Raw genomic sequence first — 22,486 nt, 5'->3', positions numbered from 1 at the left:
ATCCTCCTATATTATCGTTTCTTTTAATCCAACATACTGTAATAATCTTTCTTTATTATCAGTTACTTCTATAATTTTTACCGCTAATTTTTTTGCTAAGTACATTAAATCAACATCATTAATTAAATCAGCAACTTTAAAACTCGGCACACCACTTTGTTTCGTACCAAAAAAGTCACCTGGACCACGTTGTTTTAAGTCAAATTCTGCAATTTTGAAGCCATCATTTTCTAAACACATTATGTCTATACGTTCACTTTTTGAATCAGTTACTAATATACAATACGATTGAAATTTACTTCTTCCTACACGTCCTCTTAGCTGGTGTAATGTAGCCAGACCAAAACGATGAGCATCTACGATAATCATGAATGTAGCATTTGGAACATTTACCCCAACTTCAATTACCGTAGTAGAAATAAGTATATGTATTTCTTTATTTAGAAATCTCTCTACAATTGCATCTTTTTCCTTATTATTCATTTTACCATGAAGTATTGCAATTTTATAATCATCTGGTAGGTAGTTTTTAATATTTTCGTATGTTTCTTCTACATTTTGCAGGTCCATTTTCTCAGATTCTTCAATCAACGGACAAACTACATAACCTTGTCTTCCATTATCAAGTTCCATACGAATATTGTCTAGAACTTTATAAAAACTCTTGTTCGTAGCTTTATAAGTCTGAACTTTTTTTCTACCAGCAGGTAGTTCATCTATTGTAGATACTTTAATATCGGTAATTAATGTGATTGCCAAACTTCTCGGTATTGGGGTTGCTGTCATCATTAATGAATTAACAGCTTCACCTTTATTACTTAATAATTGACGTTGTTTTACACCGAATCGATGTTGTTCATCGGTAATTACATATTTTAAATTATTGAATTTTACATCTTCTTGAATTAAAGAGTGAGTTCCAATTAATAATTCTATCTCACCAACCTCAAGTAGACTTAAAATAGTATTCCTTTCTTTTTTAGGCGTACTACTAGTCAAGAGAGCTACAGAAATATTCAAATCTTTAAAGAACTCGAAAAACGTCTCAAAGTGCTGATTTGCTAGTATCTCTGTTGGTGCCATGATTGCTGTTTGATAACCTGCTTTTATAGTTGCATACAAAGTTGCTGCCGCTACTGCAGTTTTACCACTACCAACATCACCTTGTAATAATCTGTCCATCTTATAAGGATTATTTAAATCATCTACTATTTCATCAATAACACGACTTTGAGCTCCTGTTAGTGTAAAAGGTAAACTGGTCTTAAATTCATCGATATCTTTATTGTTTACTCCAACACAATATCTAGTATCCTCTATCCTACTATTTATATTTTGAAGCTGTAATTTTAACTGGTAGTTAAACAACTCATGAAAAGCAAACATCTTCTTCGCTTTATCAAATTCCTCAGAATTTTTTGGATAGTGTAACGTATATAAAATCTTCTCTAATTTCCAAATTCCTTTAAAATTTTCAGGAACTAGATCTAAGATAATATTTTCACCATCTATCATATTAAACGACTCTTCAACAAGCTTGGTAAATTTTTTCTGCGTTATCCCTTGTTTAAGATAATAAAAAACTTCAATAGTATCACCTTTAGGCTTCTCATCAACAACATTGAAACTTACGCTCGAAGCTGTTATCGTATTATTTGCAGCATTATACGTCCCTTTTACAACTACATCCTTACCTTCAATTAGATTTTTTTTCAAGTAATGTTGATTGAAAAATACTATCTTTATGCTACCAGAAGAAGTTGATAATGTAAAAAATGACCTACTTCTTCTATTTCCATAGAACTGGGTACTAACCCTAGTTTCTACCTTTCCAGTTGTTATAACTTTTTCATTATCTTTTACAGAAGAAGAAAAATCAGTAGAACTAGATACTCTATAAGGAATATTATACAAAATATCACGAATAGTATAAATTTCTAGTTCGTTCAAAGTTTGTAAATACTTCTTTCCTACACCTTTTATAGTTCCTACTGATTTTTCTAAAATATTAATCATTACCGAATAATAAACTCCTATATTTTTCTCCAGTTTTTGTGATTGCAAGACCACCTCTTGCAGTCTCTTTCAATGTCGTGGACATTTCTAATCCTATTTTATACATCGCTTCTAGTACTTCATCAGCAGGAATTCTACTCTTTATACCTGCCAATGCTAAGTCAGCAGCCATAAGTGCCGTTGAAGCTCCAGCTGCATTTCTTTTTACACAGGGTACTTCTACTAATCCCGCTACAGGATCACATACAAGACCAAGCATATTTTTTAATGCAATGGCAAATGCATGAGCACTCATCTCAGCATCTCCGCCCATTGCTTCGACAATAGCTGCTGCAGCCATTGCACTTGCTGAACCTATTTCTGCCTGACAACCACCTTCTGCACCAGAACAAGAAGCATTATTCGCTACTACAAAACCGAAAGCTCCGGCTGTAAATAACATTTTTAATTGTGTTTCTTCATCAATATCGAATTTTTGTTTAAGTGCGTGAATACAACCTGGAAGAACTCCAGCCGATCCAGCAGTTGGAGTTGCACAAATTAAACCTAACGAGGCATTTACCTCATTAGTTGCAATTGCTGCTGCAACTCCGTTTAAAAAGTCACTCCCTGTAATTGACTTGCCACTATCTATATATTCTTGAAGCTTCTTAGCATCTCCTCCAGTAAGTCCTGTTTTTGAACTCACTCCCGCCAAACCTTCTTCGACAGCTTGCATCATTACATTTAAATTTCTTCTCATTAATTTTTCGACTGCAGATCGTGTAACGCCATTCACTTCAATTTCTTGTTCTATCATTAATTCAGAAACTGGTTTATTTTCTAATTTTGATTTTTCAACTATTTCTGCTAAACTAGTAAACATTCGGGTTCCTCTACAATCTATCTGCAAATTTTACTTCATTAATATAATCTAGTTCAGTTAATTTCTTAATTTTATCTTCAGTTAATTCTTTTTGTGATTCTACTACTAATAAGTTTATTCCCTCTAGAATAGAACTTGAATACATCTCACTTACTTTTAAATCACCGAATATTTCTTCAATTTGTACTGAAAGATCTTTTTTAATATCGTCTTTAAATTTATAAAATATGAAATAGCTAGGAAAATCTCCTGATAAGTTCACATCGAAACCTAGAAGCTCAAAGATTACCATTTTCCCTCCACCTATTGACTTTCCAATAAGATCTAGACTATGTCTGCCTGCTTCAACTTCTATTTTCGCTGTATTTGGATGAATGTGTTCAATTCCACTTTCTATAAACTCAAACTCCATCCCTGCTAATTTTGCATCTTCCATACTCGTTCTTATGCGTTTATCAGATGTGTTATAACCTAATAAACCACCTATTAATGCAATGTCAGTTCCATGCCCTTTATATGTTTCTTTAAATGAACCATATAATGTTATTTTTACATTTTCTGGTTGTTCACCAAAAATATATCTTGTAAATAGACCAATACGCACTGCACCAGCTGTATGTGAACTTGATGGACCTACCATTACAGGTCCTATAATATCAAATACACTTCTGTATTTCATATTTACACCTCCAATATTGTAGGTAATATAACAGGTTTTCTTCCTATTTCACTTTCTAAAAATTCTCCTAAAGCTTCTAAAATTTGTAGTCTTATTTGGTAAACACCACATTCTTCATTTTCTAATGCTGCTAATACAGCATCTTTAATTATTACTTTAGATTGTGCAAATAATTCAGTAGATTCATTTACATTTACAAATCCACGGCTAATTACATCTGGATTATTCATTAGTTTTTTATTCTTAAAATCAATAGCAATTGAAACTACGATAACACCTTCTTCAGAAAGTTCTTTTCTATCTTTAATTACAACACTACCGATATCACCAATTCCTAATCCATCAACATATACATCAGATGCATCAAACTTACCAGCAATTCTAGCACTATCACTAGTTAAGGCTAGCACTTCACCATTTTCCATAATAAATGAATTTTCTAATGGAATATCACACTCTGCCGCTGTTTGAGCATGAATAACCTGCATTCTATACTCACCGTGAATTGGCATGAAATACTTAGGTTTAATAAGTCTAAACATTAATTTTTGTTCTTCTTTTGAACCGTGTCCTGATGTATGAACATTATTTACACTTGATGTAATAACATTTGCACCAAGTTTTGATAATAAATCAATATTCTTATTAATAGACAATGTATTTCCTGGAATAGCTGAGCTTGCAAAAATTACAGTATCAGTCGGCATTATTGTGATTTTCTTATGCGTTCCATTAGCTATTCTACTTAATGCTGCAAGTTCCTCACCTTGAGTACCTGTACATAAAATAAGTAATTTATTAGGATCTACTTGGCTTAGATATTTACTATTAACAAACGTTTCTTTAGGTGCTTTAATATAACCTAACTCCGTTCCTATTTTAATAGCTTTTTCCATAGAGCGACCAAATACCACAATCTTTCTTCCATGTTCAATACATGCTTCTACTACTTGTTTTACACGATATACGTTCGAAGCAAATGTAGCAAATATAACTCTATGTTTTTCTTTTCGAAGTATATTAGAGATAGTTTTTCCTACTTCTTTTTCACTTTGTGTAAATTCAGTTCTTTCAGAGTTTGTTGAATCAGATAGTAAACATAATACACCTTGTTCACCAATCGCAGCCATTTTATGTAAGTTAGTTCCTTGACCAACGGGAGTAAAATCAAATTTAAAGTCCCCTGTATGAACAATATTTCCTTGCGGAGTATTAACAATTACCCCAAACGAATCAGGAATCGAGTGCGTAGTGTTATGGAATGAAACTTTAAGGTATTTAAAATTCAACACTGTATCTTCATCTATTACATTTAACTCAGCTTTAGCCAATAAATTGTGTTCCTCTAGTTTTGATCTTATAAGACCAATAGCTAAAGGTCCACCATAGATTGGTAAGTTTACTTTTCTTAGTAAAAATGGTAATCCACCGATGTGATCTTCGTGACCATGAGTAATTATTAATGCTTTAATTTTGTCCACATTTTTCTCGATATATGAGTAATCTGGGATTACATAGTCGATTCCTAGAATATTATCTCCCGGAAACTTAACTCCAGCATCGATAATAACTATTTCATCTCGATATTGGATTGCATAGGTGTTTTTTCCAATTTCCCCTAGACCACCAATGGCAGCTACACCTACTTCATTTTTTTTAATGATCTTATCCATTAACTTTCTCCACTTTGAAGTCTTCAGATTGTTTTTCAAACTCTAAGTATGCTTCACTTAATTCTTGAACAAGTTCAACATTGTAGTTTCTATCATCTAAATACTTTCTAACTGCTGGTACTCCATCAGCTTCAACATATAATACTTGAGTGTTCTCCCTTACTGGAATCTCCTTTGAATTTTCTTGGTAAAATACTTTAAATACTGCCATTAATAATCTCCTATCATTTGTTTTAATATATTTAATGTGTAATCTATTTCATTTTTTGTTGTGTTAATATTTATAAATGAAAACTGTATAATGTTTCTTTCTTGTAAGTATGAACTCTTGTAATGAATAAAAATATTATTTATTGCAAGTGAAGAACCTACATTAAGTGAACATATATTTTCAGGAAGTTCTACAGTAATTATTACTGGAGATACTTCTTTTTCTTTAAATTTCATAATTGGAAGATTTAATTGCTTTAATCCTTCCTTCATATACGTATATTTTTCCTGTACCTTTTCATATCTTTCATCAGTTTTAAAAGCATCTAATGCTGTATTTAAAGCTTCCATTAAAATCGATGGTTGAGTGAAAGGTATAGATGTAAGTTTGTTCGCATAGTGCAAATCTAGATATAATGGTGTGTTTTCTAATGGAACTAACTCACAGTTAGAACCAACTATTGCTAAACCTGCAACAGAACAAAATGCTTTTCCAGATGAACAAGCTACATAATCAACATCTTTATAGCTATATTTAATTGCTCCTACTGCTGAAACTGCATCTACTGCTAAGACTAAGTTATTTTCTTTAACTATTCTAGTAATTTCATCTAAATCATTTAATATTCCAACACTAGTCTCGTTGTGAACTACATAAACAAAATCATAGTTTCCAGATTTAAGTTTATCCGATAGTACATCAAGATCAAAGCTCTCTCCAAATCCTACAGAATAAGTCTCTATATTAAGCCCATGTCTCTTTGTTTCACGAACTAGCCTATTACCAAATTCACCATTAGCTAAAACTAGCCCATTTATAAGATTTCTTCCTTTTAATTGAGCCATAATAGCTTCGTTAGCTAGTGTAGCTGATCCATGTAATATCGTTGCTTGTTTGACATCCAAAATACCTTCAATCTTCGCTAATGTATCCTTAGTCAACGCAACAAATTCACTACTTCTGTGTGAGTATAATTGCTTAGATAATTTTGCTGTTACATCTTCAGATAAATCAACTGGACCTGGTAAGAAGTTTATTCTTTGTGCTCTAGCCAATCTTTCAATAACTTTATTACCATTATCCAGTTTAAGATACATAGGCATATACTCTGCTTCTTTTGTCCCTACATTTTCATGGAATTTTACAAATCCTATGTGATTATATAATTTTTCCTGGCGTGTTGTACCTGAAATAAAAACAATGTCGTATGCATTTTGAATTATATAATTAAACGTTCTTTGTAATAATTCTGTAAAAACTTTAGTTTTTCTATATTGCTCCTTGATTGAAAGCAATCTAATTTCTACAGGTTTTTTGTAACTACCTTTATAGAATTTATCAATATCATTTAATTTTAGATCTAACGAAAACGGTCTTTGATCAGATAATGAAATCATCCCAATTACATCATTTTTCTTTTTCGCTATAATATATATATTTTTATCATGAAATTTATCTTTTAATTTTTTTGTTTCATTTTTTTCATGTTGAGGAATTTCTTCAACAAATGTTTCATAATTTAATTTGAAAATTTGTTCATATTCTTCCGCTGTATTTACTATTTTATAAATCATAATTTTTCCCCATAACTTTATTTGGTTAAATTTTCTCTACACTATATCTTACCATAATTATAACTTTTTTTCAAACTAACATGGTTGAAAACTCAATAAATAACAAATTTATTGCATTATGTTTAACATCTATTCAAAATACATTTCAAAAAATAAAGAAGACTCATATTCATAGAGTCTTCTTTATACAGGCTGTTGACAAATGCAGAAACTGCATGAGTCAGCAGCCTATTTTAATGAGAAAAAGTGCTAAAAATGTTATAATATAAGTATATAGAGGGGTTTTTAGTATGTTTAATAAAAAAGAAAATATCAAAGACGAAATAATATTAATGACGTTATCAGAATTAGTTCCTCCAAATCACTTTTTAAGAAAAGTAGCCGAAGCGATTGATTTTAAATTTATTTATGATTTGACAGAAGAATACTATAGCCACACATCAGGAAGAAATTGTTTAGACCCTGTAGTATTATTCAAATTGGTGTTTTTAAAAGATTTCTATGGAATAAAATCTATGAGAGAAACAATAAAAAGAATAGAAACAGATGCTGCATTTAGATGGTTTTTAGGGATACCATTTTCTAAACCAGTTCCACATTATTCTACATTTTCACAAAACTATATTCGACGATTCCAAGGAACTGATATATTTGAACAAATATTTATAAATATAGTGAATCAAGCTATTGATAAAAAATTAGTAGGCGGAACAGAGTTTTTTACTGATTCAACACACATTAAAGCTAACGCAAACAAAAAGAAATACAAAATTGAAATTACCACAAAAGTAAAAGAAAGAAAATTAGACTTAGAAAAAGAAATAAATGAAGAGAGAGAAAAAATAGGAAAAAAGCCTTTTAAGTATGAAGAAAAAGAAGAACTAAAAAGACAACGAATTAACACTACTGATCCAGATAGTGGTTATTATCACAGAGATCATAAAGAAGAAGGCTTTATGTATTTAGATCATCGAACAGTAGACGGGAAGAATAATATTATTATAGACTGCCATATAACTCCAGGTAACGTTCATGATAGTGGTCCGTATATAGATAGATTAAATCAAATAGAAAAAAACTTTGGATTAATACCTGGTAAAGTTGCGTTAGATAGCGGATATTATTCTCTAGATATACTAAAACAGTTAGATAAAAAAAATATATTTTCAGTAATAGGATATAGAAGATTTTCAAGATCAAAAGATAATAAATATTTTAAATACTTACATGAAAAAGATATATATGTAGATACACGAACAGGTGAAATATTTAGATACAGAAATATTGATAGAAATGGATATAAACAATATAAAAGCGATGATAAAAATGAGAAAAAAATAATAAGACGACATATAAATGCAGATTATTATGATAAAGCTCGATTGAGACGTATATCTAAAGAAGGTAAGATATTATATAAAAGAAGAAAAGAAACAGTAGAACGTAGCTTTGCAGATTCAAAACAAAATCACGGATATAGATATGCACAATATAGAGGTAAAGCCAAAGTACAGTCGTACTCTTGGTTGTCTTGTTGCGTTCAAAATATGAAAACAATAGTACTAAGAGAGATATAATTATCTCTTAATACTACTGATGCTTTAGCCATAAGGCTTATTTTTTTGAAAAACGACCAAAATATCAATACGTTCATTGATATTTTGGTCGTTTTGTCAACAATCTGAATAAAGAAGACTCATATTCATAGAGTCTTCTTTACAAATTTACTTAATACTCTTCTTAAAGAATACGTTGATTTTTAAGTGCAGTTACGAAGTCAGTTAATTCATAAATTGCTTTAGCTTCGATGATTTTTTTAAGTTTAGCTGCTACAAAACCTTTAGCTTTTTTACCACCCATAACATCTGCAATACCATCTTTGTGTCCTAATGAACATACTACACCACGGTTGATGTATTTGAAGTCACCAACTTGTTTTCCACTGATTCTAGCTCCAACGTATGCACCCATTTGGTTAGCGATTTGTGCTGTTGTTGGGTATGGTCTTTCTTGACCAGTTTCGATGAATGCCGCACAGTCACCAACGATATAAATCTCGTCGTGTCCAGGTACTGTTAATTGTTGTGTAGTTACTAGACGTCCACGTTTAGAAAGTTCTGGGAATGCTTCGTCCATAAGTTTGTTTCCACGAACACCTGCAGTCCATACTAATGTAGATGCAAATAGTTCTTTTCTTTCTCCATCAACTTCAATAGTGAAGCTATCTTTAGTAGCACCTTTAATTCCAGCTCCTAAAATAATTTCAATACCATTATCTTCTAAGTATTTTCTTGCATAATCACTATACTCTTTAGTGAACATTGGTAATAATGTTGGGGCTGCATCTAATCCGTAAATTTTAACTAATTTTTCATCAATTCCGTATTTAGAACATAATTCTTTTTTACGGTGAACTAATTCACCTAAGAATTCCATACCAGCAAGACCTGTACCACCAACGATTACAGAGATGTCTTTAACATCTTTTTCTTCGCTTGTAGCATATTTTCTGAAGTTATCTTCTAATGTAGCAGAGATTTTTTCTGCAGCATTAATATCGGCGATTGGCATTGCATTTTCAGCCATACCTTCAATTCCGAATGTTTCAGGTTGGAAACCTAATCCAACTACTAATACATCGTAATCAAGTTCGTGTTTTTTAGTTAATACTAATTTTTTCTCTGTATCAATTTTAATTACTTCGTCTTGAATAAATTCTACACCTGGAGATACTAAATCTTTAACATCGATACAAATATCTCTTGATGCAATGTTCCCTGCTGATACTTCGTGTAAGTTTACTGTATCATAGTGATAAGAGTTTTTGTTTACTAAAGTAACTTTTACCTCTCCAGCTTTAGCAGCTTTTTTTAATCCTTTTAAAGTTGTTAGTCCTGCATAACCAGCACCTAAAATTACTACGTTTTTCATAGTATTGATTTCTCCTTTTAACTGTTATTTTGTATTTATCCGCAGCAGCAGCCGTTTCCACAGCAGCCACCGTCTTCATCATCATAAATTTCAATCATATTTGGATTGTGTAATGTAAATTCACTTCCAAATTCATCTTGAACATAATCAATTTCAAGACCTTTTAACAGAAGTTCGTCTTCTTCATTAACAATAACTTTTAAATCGCCGAAGTTAAGTACTTTATCTCCTGCTTCTAATTCATCCTTGATATCAATTGCATATTGCATTTGAGTACCTTGTAACTCTATAGAAATTTTTAAATAACTATCTCTTTTATCAGCATCAAATAACATCTCTTGGAATTTTCCAACTGCTACATCTGTTATCAAGATTAATTGATTCTCTGTATTAGCCATAAAATGTTTCCCTCTTTATTTTTATTTTCTATTTATTATTATAACCGTTTTTTTAATAAAATAATAGTATCTTGCTTACTTTTTATAAAATTATTTGTGAAAATTTTATGAATTTTTTAAAATAATAAAATTTCATGAAACAGTATTCTATCAGTATACTTATATAAGTTCAATAAAATCCTAAATTTTTAGCTCTAATAATCAATCTAATAATATTTCAATAGTTACAAATGTAGTCGATAAATATTAATGAATTTATATACTATTTTTCTATTTAAAATAAATAAAATCCCAAATTCAATACTATATTAACACTTCACGTTTATAACTTCTCACTCAAATATTTTAATTCTTAATACAGATTTTGTCCTATGTATTCATTAAATCTTATAACGCTTACTCAGTTTATTGACTTTTTTTATAGCCACAAGTATAATAACATATAGAAAGGTGGTTGTATTTTGAATAAAGAGTATTATGAAACAGTAGATAGAATAAAATTTGAATTAGAAAAAATACGCCCCAAACTTATTATGGATGGCGGGAACATTGAATTTATTAATTATAAAGATGGTATATTAAAAGTTAGATTCCTTGGTGAATGTGCTCACTGTGAACTATCCCATATTACTTTAAAATATGCAATAGAGAAAACATTAATAGAAAAAATACCTGAAATAAAAAAAGTTCTACAGGTGAAAATGAGCGTTGTTTAGACGCTTTTTTTATTATACTTATAAAAAAAAGAGTAGACAAAAGTCTACTCTTGATAACGTCCCAGAAGGGATTCGAACCCCTGACCGACGGCTTAGAAGGCCGTTGCTCTATCCTGCTGAGCTACTGAGACATATTTAATAAGAACCTCTCTCTGAAGTACTTTAATAGTATATCAATTATTTTATATTATGTCAATACTTTTTTTAGAGAATTATAAATATTTTTTAGGAAAGTAGTTATTACTATAATTAACTTATCTAAAATAGTTTTCCAGTGTTAACGTATCATCATAATTTTATACAAAAATAAAAAAGGAAAGCATTGATTTCTCAAGTTGCTTCCCTTTATTGTTATTAAAAATTATCTTCTTAATCCTAGAGCTTTAATTAATTCACGGTATCTTTGGATATCTTTTTTAATTAAGTAGTCTAGTAAGTGACGACGACGGAAAACTTTTTTAAGTAATCCACGACGACCTGCGTGATCTTTTTTGTGAGTGTTTAAGTGCTCAGTTAAAGCATCGATTTCTGCAGTTAATACTGCGATTTGTACTTCTGGAGAACCAGTATCTGATTCGTGAGTACGGAATTTAGCGATAATTTCTTGTTTTCTTTCTTGACTAATTGCTGCCATTGCAATTTCCTCCATATAATTTTATTTTGCGACCTTAATCCTAGTGTAGAACCTGGAGGGTTTCTATACCACGAATAAGGAACATAAGTTATTGTACAACATTTTTTAATATAATTCAAGAGATAACATTTAAAATCTGAACAATATCGAAGATTTTAGTAATCTTTCTCTTCGCAAGTTTTTTTATCTAGCTTTAGTTGTTCTTTTAAATGATCAAAACTTTCAAATTTTTGTTCTTTTCGTAAAAATTCATAGAAGTATATTTCGATTTTTTCTCCGTAAATATCCTCATCGAAATCTAAAATATGTGTTTCTATAAATTTTTTATTTTTTTCATCTGAAACTGTCGGATTATAACCAATATTTGTAACTGATTTATAAATATTATTATTAACTTTAATCTTAGTTATATATACACCATTCGTCTCAGGTAATAGATATTTACCGTATAATTCAAGATTAGCAGTTGGGAAATTAATTGTTCTTCCTAGTTGCCTACCTTTCACTACTAAACCAGAAATAGAATAGAATCTTCCTGTATACTCATTATATTTCGAAAATTCACCTTTTCTGACGAATTCTTTTAATACGGTCGTAGATATTTTCTCCTCACCTATTTTCTCTTTTTCTAGAACAGTTACTTCTATACCACTATCTTTTATCAAATCTGGTGTTCCTAATCCTTTAAAACCGAATCTATAATCAAATCCACAAAAAACCTTATCTACATTTAATTTCTTCAGTATATTATTGATAAATTCTTCAGCCGATAAATTTTGTAATTTTTCATTGAATTCTAAATAATATACCTCATACACACCAAGATTTTTTAATAGTTCGTTTTTCTTATTAGTCGGTGTAAGAGATTCCTCACTAGTTTTTCCAAAATATTCTTTCGGACTCTTATCTAAAGTAATTACTGCAGATATAAACCCTTTTTCTGCAGCCTCTACAGCACTCCCTATTATTTTTTGATGAGCTTTGTGAATACCATCAAAAAAACCTAATGCTGCAACTCTCTTTTTATTTTCTTCCTTAATCTCACTTATATCTGAAATATAAAATATTTCCATCTTCATCTACCTACTCTATTATTTTTGGAAATGTCGTTTTTACTGATAACAATTCGTCATCTTTATCTTTTAGATGATAAATTGCAATTGCCTCATTCTCATATGTAAAAACTATTCCATCTGTAAAATCGTAATCTGGAAATTGATTTTTTCTAAATCTTAATCCATTCATTACTTGCTTCGCTCTAAATTTCGGTATTTCAACAAATTGAAACTCCTCAAGAGCATATTCTTTTCTTAAAAGGCTTTGCTCCAAGTTTCCTTCTTGGACTTTTTGTTCAACTTCTGATAACTTCAAACACTTTTCCAAAGTTATCTCACCGCTTCTAGTTCTTGTTAACTTACTCATCGTACTAGGTAAATTTAATTTTTCTCCAATACTTGTGGCTATAGTTCGAACATAAGTTCCTTTACCACAGCTAATATCAATAGAAAAATAAAACTTATCATCTTTATAATACTCACTGTTTTCTATAAATGAAATATCATAAATGTTAACTTTTCTCGTTGGGATTTCTACATCAAATTGACCTCTTCTAGCATACTCATAAAGTTTTCTACCATTAACTTTAATTGCAGAATATATCGGTGGAGTTTGTTCTATTTCACCAATCATTGAAGATAAAATCTCCTTTATCTCATTAATGTTAATATCACGTACTTTACATTCTTCTATTACTTCACCAGTAAGATCTTCAGTAGTAGTCTTAAGACCTAAGCAAACTTCAGCTCTATAGCTTTTCCCTAAATCCATAGCATAATCACTTACTTTTGTAGCTCCACCAAGTAAGAGTAATAATACTCCATCAACTTCAGGATCTAGTGTACCCGAATGACCAATTTTTTTCATTTGAAGAATTTTTCTTGCTTTAAAAACAACATCGTGACTTGTAATTCCACGTTCTTTGTAAATTGGTAAAATACCTTCAAACATTATTTTTTATCCTCTTTTTTCAAACAATCTGGACATAAACCATAAACCTCAAATTTATGACCATCAATTTGATAACCTTTCAATTCTTCTATTTCTAAATTATCACATACATGGACATGAATTATTTTGGCTTTACCACAACTTAAACATATATGGTGATGATGATGGTGATCAGTTTCTAAACATCCTATTTTAAAATATTTTTCACCTTTTATTTCAGTTGTTTCTAAAATCCCCAATTCTTCATAAGTACTTAGATTTCTATAGATTGTATCAAAACTAAGTCCAGGATACATTTTACCAAGAGTCTCAGAGACATATTTTGCATTTATATATCTATCCTCATTTACTAAAAGCTCAACCATAGCTTTTCTCTTCTCAGTATATTTATATCCTTTTTCTTTTAAAAGTTTCATTATTTTATCAACTTTTTCTTCTGATATTTTCATAGGTAACCTCCTGTACTAATTATTTTTTAAAGTCTACAAACGTCTTATTTCTTAGCATTGCAATTTCATCTTTGTAAGGCGCAATATCTTTCTTTTCTCCATACCAAGGTGTTTCTAAAATTTTAGGAATATTAGCGAATTCCTCTAGGTGTACAATCCTATTAATTGCATCAAAGCCAATACCACCATATCCGATATTTTCATGACGATCTTTATGCGCACCTAAAGTATTTTTACTGTCATTAATGTGTAAAACTTGAATTCTATCTAGTCCTACTATCTTGTCAAACTCAGTTAGTACCCCATCTAAATCGTTAACGATATCATAACCGCCTTCAAAAACGTGACATGTATCAAAGGTAACAGTTAACTTCTCATTTAGTGTAACTCCATCAATAATCTGAGCAATTTCATCAAATGTTCTTCCACATTCACTACCTTTTCCTGCCATTACTTCTAGAGCAATATTAGGTTTCATATCTTTTGTTAAAACTTCATTTAATCCTTTAACAATACTTGCTATACCTACATCAGCTCCCGCCTTAACGTGTGATCCTGGGTGTAGAACGATATTTTTAGCACCAATCTTCTCAGTTCTTTCAATTTCTAACCTTAGAAAATCAACTGCAAGTTGGTAAATATCTGGTTTAATAGTGTTTGCTAAATTAATAATATAAGGTGCATGTACTACAATATCACTTATATTTTTTTCTTTCATTAGTTTATGAGCTTCTTCAATACGCAGTTCATCTATCGGTTTTCTTCTAGTATTTTGAGGTGCTCCAGTATAAATCATAAATGTATCACTATTATAACTAGCTGCTTCCTTTACAGAACCTAGCATCATTTCTTTTCCAGACATTGACACATGTGATCCAATTTTCAAGTTTTTCATTATTTACCTCTATTCGCCTTATTGCTACGTTTAGCAAATTTTCTTCTTTCTTTTTGTTTAAGTTTATCCATTTTATATTTATATTTTTTCTTATAACCTGGTTTAACTTTTTTAGAAACTTTAACTTTTGATTTTAATTTCTCAGTTAAGTTATGATCAGCTACGACTTTCTTTCTACTTTGACGTTTATTTCTGTCTTTAGCTTCAACGAATTCACCATTTCTAATATCTTGGTGATTAAATTCAATTCCACGTTTTTCTAAATCTTGTAATTTCTCTTCATCTTTATTGTTATAAATTGTAATACAGTCTCCACTTAATCCAGCACGTCCAGTACGTCCTGCTCTGTGGATAAAGAAATCTAAATCATTAGGAATATTGAAGTTAATTACATGACTTACTCCTTCAATGTCAATTCCACGACTCATTAAATCACTAGCTACAACATAAGTGAAATCTAAGTTGTTAATTCTTCTTTGCATCTGTTTACGTTCACGCGGTGTTAAATCTCCGTGAAGTACACCTACATTTAATCCTTTAGAAATAAGGTAACTACTTACTTCCTCTACTTCAGTTTTCTTATTAGCGAAGATAAGTGCTAAATAAGGATTAATAACTGTAGTAATTTCGTGTAATTTTTCTAATCGAGATGAACTTTTCTCTGGAATTAAAATATATTCAATTTTTCCAAATTTTGCATTATCGACTTCGATATACTGTGCATTTTTTAGATATTTTTTTAGGAAGTGATTCATTTGTGTTGGAATAGTTGCTGAGAATACTAAAAATTGACAATTTTCTGCTGCTCTTTTAGAAATTTTATCAACGTCTTCCATGAATCCTAAGTCAATCATCATGTCACATTCATCAATTACAAGACTCTCAACTTCTTTAATAGCTAAGGCACTTGCTCTATCTAATTCTAATACACGTGTTGGTGTACCGATAATAATATGTGGAGCATTAGATACTCTTTCAATATCTCTATTTAAATCTTGTCCACCAATACATAGTGTGATTTTAATATCTTCTTCGCTGAAGCTAGCAATATGCAATGCCATATCGTATAATTGTCTAGAAAGCTCTCTTGTCGGTGCTAAAATTATACTTTGTGTTTTTTTCTTAGTTACATCTAATTTACTAAAAATTGGTAGTAAGAAAGAATGGCTTTTCCCACTTCCCGTTTGTGATTTTGCTACAATATTTTTCCCTTTTAATACTGGTGAGAATACTCTCTCTTGAATTTTTGTTGGATTATCAAATCCTAAATCTATTACTGCCTTATTTACAAATTCATTAAATTTATATTGTTCAAATGACTTTGGTAACATTTAAAATCTCCTTTACGATTTCTCTAATCTTATTACGTGGTCTTTTTTATCAGTCCACAATCTCCTGCGTGAATTAATTTATAATAACGATTCTTGTTTCACGCCATAATAAACCATCCTTTATTATACTATAAATAGGTAGAATTAGCTATAAAAAACAATGTATTATTAGCTATTATTCTTTTTCTATAGCTATATTTATAAAAATATCATAAAAAAGAAGCGCCAAAAATCTAGATTTTTTAGAATCCTATTTTTAAGTCGCTTCTTCTATAATTATCCTAAAAATTTTATAAAGTTACAAAGTATTTAAGATATAACCTTAATTATTTGAATAGATTTTCTGAAAATCCATCTGTAACTTTTAGAAGTTGTTTAAACACCTTAGTTTTAAGTGAGACTGTATTTCCATAATATTCTTTACCAGTCTTAGTCATTTGATCTAAATCTTTTTGAACTACTTCTTTAAACATTTGTTGCAGTTGTTCATAAGATGTTATATGAACATTATCAATATCTATCTCAGCAAATCCATGTTTAGCTTTCTCTAAAATTTCTCCATACCAGTGTTTTTTCCAAGCTTCAAGAGTTTCGAATGCCCCTTTAGATACTTTTTTGATAATATACTTATCACTTAAAGTTGAAAGTTTTTCTTTATTAGCTGCATCTTTGTATTTGTTTGAAACATAACTGATAAATCCATCTTCGTAACCATAGTATCCCCACATACGGAATGCATTATGCTTGAATGATAATGAACCAGGTGCCCCATCGCTTGAATTACCTCCATAAATACCTGCCATCATATTTACATTTACATATGCAGAATTTGGCATCAAGTCTTCTGGACGATAACGTCCATTTCCAACACCATGCTTAGTCGCAAAGTTATTGTCTATCAAATCATTAATAGAAGTCAATTGTTTAGTTTTTTCTTCTTCTTTTAAGTCTCTTACCTTATCCCATTGATTAGGTTTTAGTAACTCGTTAAATGAATCTTTATAACGATATTCTTTATCTATTTTTCTAAACCATTTACTATTATCAGCTAGTCCTTTACTAATGACTGCATCAGCTTCTAAGTGATCTAGCATCATCATCGCTTCATTGTAGCGTTTCATGTAGGCATCTATTTCTTGTCTATTTCTCAATTTATTAGGGTCATAATTATACCACTGATCCCCATTATTTGGTCGAACATATGCCATATTTAACCCTAGAGCTCCATATTCTCCATTTGTCGTAGAACTATCGGGTGTTTGTAGCATACCTTGTGCATACGCCTCAAGATCCGTACCTTCACGATGCCAGTTACCTCCATAGTACAACATGCGGTCATTTACATGGGTTGTTTCATGAGTAAATGCCGAAATACCAAATTGACTAACCATATCTGTCACCATAAAGAACACTGCGTCATCTTCATATGGTCTTCCATAGATTCTAGCCATAGCTCCCATGCTTCCATTTGTATTGTGATAACGCCATGTTGGTCCATATAACTCACGAACAGGAGCTACTACTTTTCCATTATTCGCAAATCCATAACGGTTAGAACCACCACTATAATTTTGATTATCCCAAACTGCAGTTGGCACCATATTATCACTCTTCAATAATTTATTTCGAACTGATGACAATGCTAAACGAGACCAGAAGTCTAAGTATCGTTGTTGCGCATTTGCTACTTCATCAATTTTTGCTTTAAATTTATTTCGTTCTTCTTCTGTATATTTTCCATATTTTTCGAAAGAACTATACGCTAAAGTATTATATGTTGAAATTAAGAATATATGAGCATTTTTCAAAGTCAATAACGGTAAAATCATACGACCATGTATGAAATTATTTAATCCATCATAGGCTCTATGTTTTTTATTTACAAAATCTTGAGTTGTGGTAGTCGGTTCAGATATATAAACATTTTTTTCTGTTGCATGTTTAAACCAATCATTTAAATCTGTATCCGCTGTGAATAATTTCATATTATAATTTAAAAATTCATGTAAATTAGCTTTACCAGTACCGCTAGCAATAACCTCTCTATATGCATCATACGTACGATCACCTTTTATGTAACTTTCCTTAGAACCAATTTTGATAAGTCTATCAAGCACGTCTACATTTTTCCCATAGAAATCTGGTTTGAAAGTCATCATATCTTTTATATTCATATCTTTTATATTTACACCATTATATTTAATTCCATAATATCTATTTAAGTATGTTAAAGCAAGCATAATATTAGTTTTATTTTTTTCGATTTTTTTAATTAATGAAAGTTTAGCAGACTCATCCTCATTTAATTGATGTTCCTCATTTTCTACAAGTTTCTTAACAAACTTATCGATATTATCTCTGACCTCTTTGAAACTTTCTTCTAAGAATAAATCACGAATATATCCATTTTGACGAGCTTCACTATTGGCTGTAGGATCATTTTTAGTATCTCTCTTTTCAAGTATATTACGAACAGCTTGAGACTGTAACTCAACAGATAGTAATAATTCTTTAACTTTAGCTTCTAAAGCATCTCTATTTTTAATAACTATATTCGGCGTATATACTATTCCTCCTAAGTTTTCTATACTATATTCTTTCACTTGAGCTACTTGAGATTCTTTTGCAGAAATATTAAACAATTCTTTTGTTCCATAAGCATAATGAACCATGATTTTATTAGCATTTTCTGAATCAGTCACAAATTCTGTATCCTTCATAGCTGTTACCGATAAAATTTTCTTAGTTACTAGGTTAGAATTTTCAGCTAATTTATTACCTTGATTTACAATCCAATCTTTATTATAAAATGGTTGTAGTTTTTCTATATTTCGATATGCCTGAGCACGCTTTTCTTGGTAATCTTGAATATTTTTATATTCATCTTCGTAAGAAACTTTGTTGTTAAGCTTATCTACAGTTGGTTGTGTACTAACTAATTTATCAGCAGTAATCATCATCGCTTGAATTTTCATATCTGCTTCATCTTTAGCGATATCTTTGATTCTATGCGAGTTTCTATGAGTTTTTCCACCTTTACTAATACCTGTTACTGTGAAATTCTTATTAACAACCCAATCAGTAACATATTCATTGTCCATGTCATTTGAACCAAAAAATACATCTCCTCTTTTAACATCCATCATTGTAACAGTATTTTCAATAACACCCCAAGGCCAGTTTTTACCTATAAGACCTCCATTTTCTCCACTATTAGGAACATCAATAATTCCTTTTGCTACAGAGTTTCTTATATATCCCCATCTACCTATGCCATCAGAGTTATAACCATGGCTTATGTTACCTGCTATTCCTCCTGTTCGTGATCTATCACCTGTAATTTCAGCGTCAACATAGGCTTTTTCAATATTACCACGCCAAACATCACCTGCTATTCCAGCAAGATTCCAACCTTTATTACCAGTAGCGTGAACTTTACCAATATATGCAATATTAGTCATTTTCCCTTCATCTAGCTTATTAACAATACCAGCTACTTCGTTTGCTCCAGTGACACTACCCGTTACTTTAATATTCTCAATAGTTCCACCTTTTGCTGTCTGAGCAAGTGTGGCAACGTTATTTTCCCCTGGTAGATTAATATTTACATTCTCTAAGTTTATATTTTTAATAGTTGCATTCTCTAATTTACTAAATAGAGGGTGCCCTAAATTATGAATTGAATAATGCTTATCATCAACACTTGTTAATGTTCCTGTAAATTTCTGAGTAACATAAGATTTTCCAAGCGGTTTTATACTAACTGCGCTCAAATCAGCCCCAAGTTTGAATGTTCCCGAAGGAGTTTTTTGCATAGCATCTATTAAATCTTTAAAATCATAGTACACATCCCCAATATGTGGTTTTGGTTTCGCAATATAATAAGAGTAAGTATCCTCTATTTTATTTTCACTCGTTCTTCGTACTAGGTCTTGAGCTTTTGCACTAACTTTATAAAACCAATCTTCTCCAACTTTTACTTCTTCTATTTTATCAATAGCAAGCTTGGTTGTTTTATTATCACGAGAAGTCACTTTCAAATAGTATTCTTTTATATTTTCCGGAATAGCGTTTAATAAGCTACTATCACTTTCCTCACCTTGTTCGTTAACATGTATCAAGCTTGTTTCTTTGATATTTTTAACTTCAACTTTTTTAAAATCAAGCCTTAGCGGTCTTTCTTCTAATACTGAAGTCTCATCTACTTTTCCTCGATTATAAATCATAGTTGTTCTGACGATATAGTCTTTATACAATTTAAGATTATCTGCAATATCTTTTAATTTAGATGTAGTTAAATCTAATCGTTTAACTACATTTTCACCATCACGAACTTCTGCTACAATAGATTTAATCTCAACTGAATCCTCATTTTCTAAAGTGTATGCCAAGTTAGCAGAACGATCAAGAGTATGTTCTTCGATCTTAGCTAATGTTAATACAGGTGGTTTTTTCTCTTTTAGAATTTCTTTTACTGGATTCTCCGGCTGTACCAACGGTTCACCTTTCTCACTCACTACTCCTTCTGGATTCTCTGGTTGTACTAACGGTTCGCCTTTCTCACTTACTACTCCTATCGGCTTCTCTGGTTGTACTAATGCTTCGCCTTTCTCGCTTACCACTCCTTCTGGGTTCTCTGGTTGCACTAATGCTTCGCCTTTCTCACTTACCACTCCTGTCGGGTTCTCTGGTTGTACTAGACTCTCACCTTTCTCGCTTACTACTCCTATCGGCTTCTCTGGTTGTACTAACGCTTCGCCTTTCTCACTTACTACTCCTATCGGCTTCTCTGGTCGTACTAGTGCTTCGCCTTTCTCATTTACCACTCCTTCTGGGTTTTCCGGTTGTACTAGCGCTTCGCCTTTCTCATTTACCACTCCTTCTGGGTTTTCCGGTTGTACTAGCGCTTCGCCTTTCTCACTTACTACTCCTATCGGCTTCTCTGGTTGTACTAACGCTTCGCCTTTTTCACTTACTACTCCTTCTGGATTCTCCGGCTGTACTAATGCTTCGCCTTTCTCAGAGATTCCAACTCCTACAGCAATAACTTTATTAACAGGTTGTTTAGTAATAGTTTTTTTGATAACCTTGCTAATTTCTTTGCCGTTAACCGTAGATACTTCACTAAATACTGTACTTTCTCCATTGATTCCTTCATTAAGAATTTTTGATTCCCCTTTTGGTAATGTGACATCAAACTTTCTAACAGTTTCAAAAGGAATAACTTCCACAGTTGTTCTAAGTTCTGGTTTATTTATAGATAAGTTAAGTTCCCCTTCCCCTGGTGTTGTTTTATATTTTATATTAGGTTTCACAACCTGTTCGTTTTGTTTATGAAGTTCTTTTTTAGTTTCTTCTATTCCTGCTTCAGTTTTTGGTTGTGCTGTATTCTCCTTTTTTCCTACTTTAGTTAACGATTTTTCTTGTTTAGTAGAAACGGTCTTTTCTTCAACTGGAGTTTTAATTTTTTGAGGAAGAATATTTTTAAAATCATTAGAAAACTCATTTAAATCACTCTGTGTGAAAAATCCCATATATCTGTAGCCATCTATATGAATTACACCTTTAGCAAGTTCAGAAGAATTAGTAATTGTTGTGTTTGTGTTGTATTGAACTAAATCATTATTCTCTAAAGCAAAAGAATGATACGGTACTACAACACTTTGTCCTAGAGTCCCAATCAAAACTACACTAAGTACTTTATTTCTATGTTTTTTTGATATTAGAAAAACTACTAGAACAGCTGTTCCTAGACCTAAACCAGCGAGTGGCAATGAACTTTCTCCTGTATTAGGTAATAATTTCGACTTCAATGTATCAGCACTAGCATCATGACTTTCTTTCTTATAAACCATGTAGTACGTTTCATTGTTTTTCAAATCATTTGGTTTACTATTTTTAATTAAACTTTTTTCCGATTCTGTAAGCTCATTTTCAGTTAGATAAGTATAATTTACATTTATACCATTATCACTTGCGTAAGCTTTAGTTGGCATATAACTTCCAAAGATTAATGCCCCAATAACAACAGGGGCTGCCCCAAATGATAATTTTCTAATTGAAAACTTTAAAATTTTATTATTTTTACTTTGTGTTCGCATAAAAAT

General features: G+C 31.0%; 17 protein-coding genes and 1 tRNA gene. 2 read left to right on the top strand and 16 right to left on the bottom strand.

Features of this window, described 5'->3' with window-relative positions; genetic code table 11:
* Positions 1–6: 6 nt before the first annotated feature.
* From recG to O3801_RS01760, 6 genes are read right to left on the bottom strand one after another with little or no spacing between them, the layout of a single operon-like run.
* Positions 7–2,016 carry an ATP-dependent DNA helicase RecG gene (gene recG / locus O3801_RS01785; RefSeq protein ID WP_371453846.1) on the bottom strand — a complete coding sequence of 670 codons (2,010 nt, stop codon included), beginning with the start codon at positions 2,014–2,016 and terminating at the stop codon, positions 7–9.
* Complete coding sequence (sdaAA, locus tag O3801_RS01780) at positions 2,009–2,881, bottom strand: L-serine ammonia-lyase, iron-sulfur-dependent, subunit alpha (RefSeq protein WP_294683615.1); 873 nt, start codon at positions 2,879–2,881, stop codon at positions 2,009–2,011. The genes recG and sdaAA overlap by 8 nt, the downstream gene beginning before the upstream one ends.
* 10 nt (positions 2,882–2,891) lie before the next feature.
* Positions 2,892–3,560, bottom strand: coding sequence for an L-serine ammonia-lyase, iron-sulfur-dependent subunit beta (gene sdaAB, locus O3801_RS01775; RefSeq protein WP_294683616.1), 669 nt, complete (start codon positions 3,558–3,560; stop codon positions 2,892–2,894).
* A gap of 2 nt (positions 3,561–3,562) precedes the next feature.
* A complete protein-coding gene (gene rnjA, locus O3801_RS01770; protein ID WP_371453844.1) occupies positions 3,563–5,233 on the bottom strand; it encodes a ribonuclease J1 in 1,671 nt (556 codons plus the stop codon).
* Positions 5,226–5,444, bottom strand: a complete 219-nt coding sequence (locus O3801_RS01765; protein WP_003144942.1) for a DNA-dependent RNA polymerase subunit epsilon — start codon at positions 5,442–5,444, stop codon at positions 5,226–5,228. Before O3801_RS01765 ends, rnjA begins: the two co-directional genes overlap by 8 nt.
* Entirely contained in the window at positions 5,444–7,018 is a 1,575-nt protein-coding gene (locus O3801_RS01760; protein WP_371453842.1) for an aminotransferase class V-fold PLP-dependent enzyme, read from the bottom strand. Before O3801_RS01760 ends, O3801_RS01765 begins: the two co-directional genes overlap by 1 nt.
* A gap of 290 nt (positions 7,019–7,308) precedes the next feature.
* Between O3801_RS01760 and O3801_RS01755 the strand changes: the two genes are divergently transcribed.
* Positions 7,309–8,595, top strand: coding sequence for an IS1182 family transposase (locus O3801_RS01755; protein ID WP_371453841.1), 1,287 nt, complete (start codon positions 7,309–7,311; stop codon positions 8,593–8,595).
* A gap of 163 nt (positions 8,596–8,758) precedes the next feature.
* On the opposite strand, the gene O3801_RS01750 is transcribed toward O3801_RS01755, so the two are convergent.
* The gene (locus O3801_RS01750) at positions 8,759–9,949 is read right to left on the bottom strand and encodes an NAD(P)/FAD-dependent oxidoreductase (protein ID WP_371453839.1); all 1,191 of its coding nucleotides are present in this window, start codon (positions 9,947–9,949) and stop codon (positions 8,759–8,761) included.
* Between the two features lie 35 nt (positions 9,950–9,984).
* Entirely contained in the window at positions 9,985–10,347 is a 363-nt protein-coding gene (locus O3801_RS01745) for a HesB/IscA family protein (protein ID WP_060913415.1), read from the bottom strand.
* 461 nt (positions 10,348–10,808) lie between these two features.
* On the opposite strand from O3801_RS01745, the gene O3801_RS01740 reads away from it, so the two are divergent.
* Positions 10,809–11,063 carry a NifU family protein gene (locus O3801_RS01740; RefSeq protein ID WP_371453838.1) on the top strand — a complete coding sequence of 85 codons (255 nt, stop codon included), beginning with the start codon at positions 10,809–10,811 and terminating at the stop codon, positions 11,061–11,063.
* Between the two features lie 57 nt (positions 11,064–11,120).
* Here the strand turns inward: O3801_RS01740 and O3801_RS01735 are convergent.
* The 8 genes from O3801_RS01735 to O3801_RS01700 form a co-directional block, all read right to left on the bottom strand.
* Positions 11,121–11,194 (bottom strand) — tRNA-Arg (locus O3801_RS01735).
* A 230-nt stretch (positions 11,195–11,424) separates the two neighbouring features.
* Positions 11,425–11,697: a 30S ribosomal protein S15 gene (gene rpsO, locus O3801_RS01730; RefSeq protein ID WP_003146386.1), complete on the bottom strand. Its 273-nt coding sequence runs from the start codon at positions 11,695–11,697 to the stop codon at positions 11,425–11,427.
* 155 nt (positions 11,698–11,852) lie between these two features.
* Positions 11,853–12,770: a bifunctional riboflavin kinase/FAD synthetase gene (locus O3801_RS01725; protein ID WP_371453836.1), complete on the bottom strand. Its 918-nt coding sequence runs from the start codon at positions 12,768–12,770 to the stop codon at positions 11,853–11,855.
* 10 nt (positions 12,771–12,780) lie between these two features.
* Complete coding sequence (gene truB / locus O3801_RS01720; RefSeq protein ID WP_371453834.1) at positions 12,781–13,704, bottom strand: tRNA pseudouridine(55) synthase TruB; 924 nt, start codon at positions 13,702–13,704, stop codon at positions 12,781–12,783.
* Positions 13,704–14,153, bottom strand: a complete 450-nt coding sequence (locus O3801_RS01715; protein ID WP_294681327.1) for a Fur family transcriptional regulator — start codon at positions 14,151–14,153, stop codon at positions 13,704–13,706. Before O3801_RS01715 ends, truB begins: the two co-directional genes overlap by 1 nt.
* 19 nt (positions 14,154–14,172) lie before the next feature.
* Positions 14,173–15,048 carry a deoxyribonuclease IV gene (locus O3801_RS01710; protein WP_371453832.1) on the bottom strand — a complete coding sequence of 292 codons (876 nt, stop codon included), beginning with the start codon at positions 15,046–15,048 and terminating at the stop codon, positions 14,173–14,175.
* A complete protein-coding gene (locus O3801_RS01705) occupies positions 15,048–16,379 on the bottom strand; it encodes a DEAD/DEAH box helicase (protein WP_294681331.1) in 1,332 nt (443 codons plus the stop codon). The genes O3801_RS01710 and O3801_RS01705 overlap by 1 nt, the downstream gene beginning before the upstream one ends.
* 326 nt (positions 16,380–16,705) lie before the next feature.
* Positions 16,706–22,480, bottom strand: a complete 5,775-nt coding sequence (locus tag O3801_RS01700) for a ZmpA/ZmpB/ZmpC family metallo-endopeptidase (RefSeq protein WP_371453830.1) — start codon at positions 22,478–22,480, stop codon at positions 16,706–16,708.
* Positions 22,481–22,486 lie beyond the last annotated feature (6 nt).

The organism is Gemella sp. 27098_8_149 (assembly GCF_041433745.1).
In the GTDB taxonomy this organism is placed as follows: domain Bacteria; phylum Bacillota; class Bacilli; order Staphylococcales; family Gemellaceae; genus Gemella.
The sequence above is the reverse complement of the archived record's forward strand: the minus strand, read 5'-3'. Positions and strand labels throughout refer to the sequence as shown.

Excerpts from the sequence above, each read along its gene's own strand:
- O3801_RS01765 (WP_003144942.1), bottom strand. The coding sequence starts at position 5,444 with ATGGCAGTATTTAAAGTATTTTACCAAGAAAATTCAAAGGAGATTCCA.
- sdaAA (WP_294683615.1), bottom strand. The coding sequence starts at position 2,881 with ATGTTTACTAGTTTAGCAGAAATAGTTGAAAAATCAAAATTAGAAAAT.
- recG (WP_371453846.1), bottom strand. The coding sequence starts at position 2,016 with ATGATTAATATTTTAGAAAAATCAGTAGGAACTATAAAAGGTGTAGGA.
- truB (WP_371453834.1), bottom strand. The coding sequence starts at position 13,704 with ATGTTTGAAGGTATTTTACCAATTTACAAAGAACGTGGAATTACAAGT.
- rpsO (WP_003146386.1), bottom strand. The coding sequence starts at position 11,697 with ATGGCAGCAATTAGTCAAGAAAGAAAACAAGAAATTATCGCTAAATTC.
- O3801_RS01750 (WP_371453839.1), bottom strand. The coding sequence starts at position 9,949 with ATGAAAAACGTAGTAATTTTAGGTGCTGGTTATGCAGGACTAACAACT.
- O3801_RS01725 (WP_371453836.1), bottom strand. The coding sequence starts at position 12,770 with ATGGAAATATTTTATATTTCAGATATAAGTGAGATTAAGGAAGAAAAT.
- O3801_RS01760 (WP_371453842.1), bottom strand. The coding sequence starts at position 7,018 with ATGATTTATAAAATAGTAAATACAGCGGAAGAATATGAACAAATTTTC.
- O3801_RS01710 (WP_371453832.1), bottom strand. The coding sequence starts at position 15,048 with ATGAAAAACTTGAAAATTGGATCACATGTGTCAATGTCTGGAAAAGAA.
- O3801_RS01715 (WP_294681327.1), bottom strand. The coding sequence starts at position 14,153 with ATGAAAATATCAGAAGAAAAAGTTGATAAAATAATGAAACTTTTAAAA.
- O3801_RS01755 (WP_371453841.1), top strand. The coding sequence starts at position 7,309 with ATGTTTAATAAAAAAGAAAATATCAAAGACGAAATAATATTAATGACG.
- O3801_RS01700 (WP_371453830.1), bottom strand. The coding sequence starts at position 22,480 with ATGCGAACACAAAGTAAAAATAATAAAATTTTAAAGTTTTCAATTAGA.
- O3801_RS01705 (WP_294681331.1), bottom strand. The coding sequence starts at position 16,379 with ATGTTACCAAAGTCATTTGAACAATATAAATTTAATGAATTTGTAAAT.
- O3801_RS01745 (WP_060913415.1), bottom strand. The coding sequence starts at position 10,347 with ATGGCTAATACAGAGAATCAATTAATCTTGATAACAGATGTAGCAGTT.
- sdaAB (WP_294683616.1), bottom strand. The coding sequence starts at position 3,560 with ATGAAATACAGAAGTGTATTTGATATTATAGGACCTGTAATGGTAGGT.
- rnjA (WP_371453844.1), bottom strand. The coding sequence starts at position 5,233 with ATGGATAAGATCATTAAAAAAAATGAAGTAGGTGTAGCTGCCATTGGT.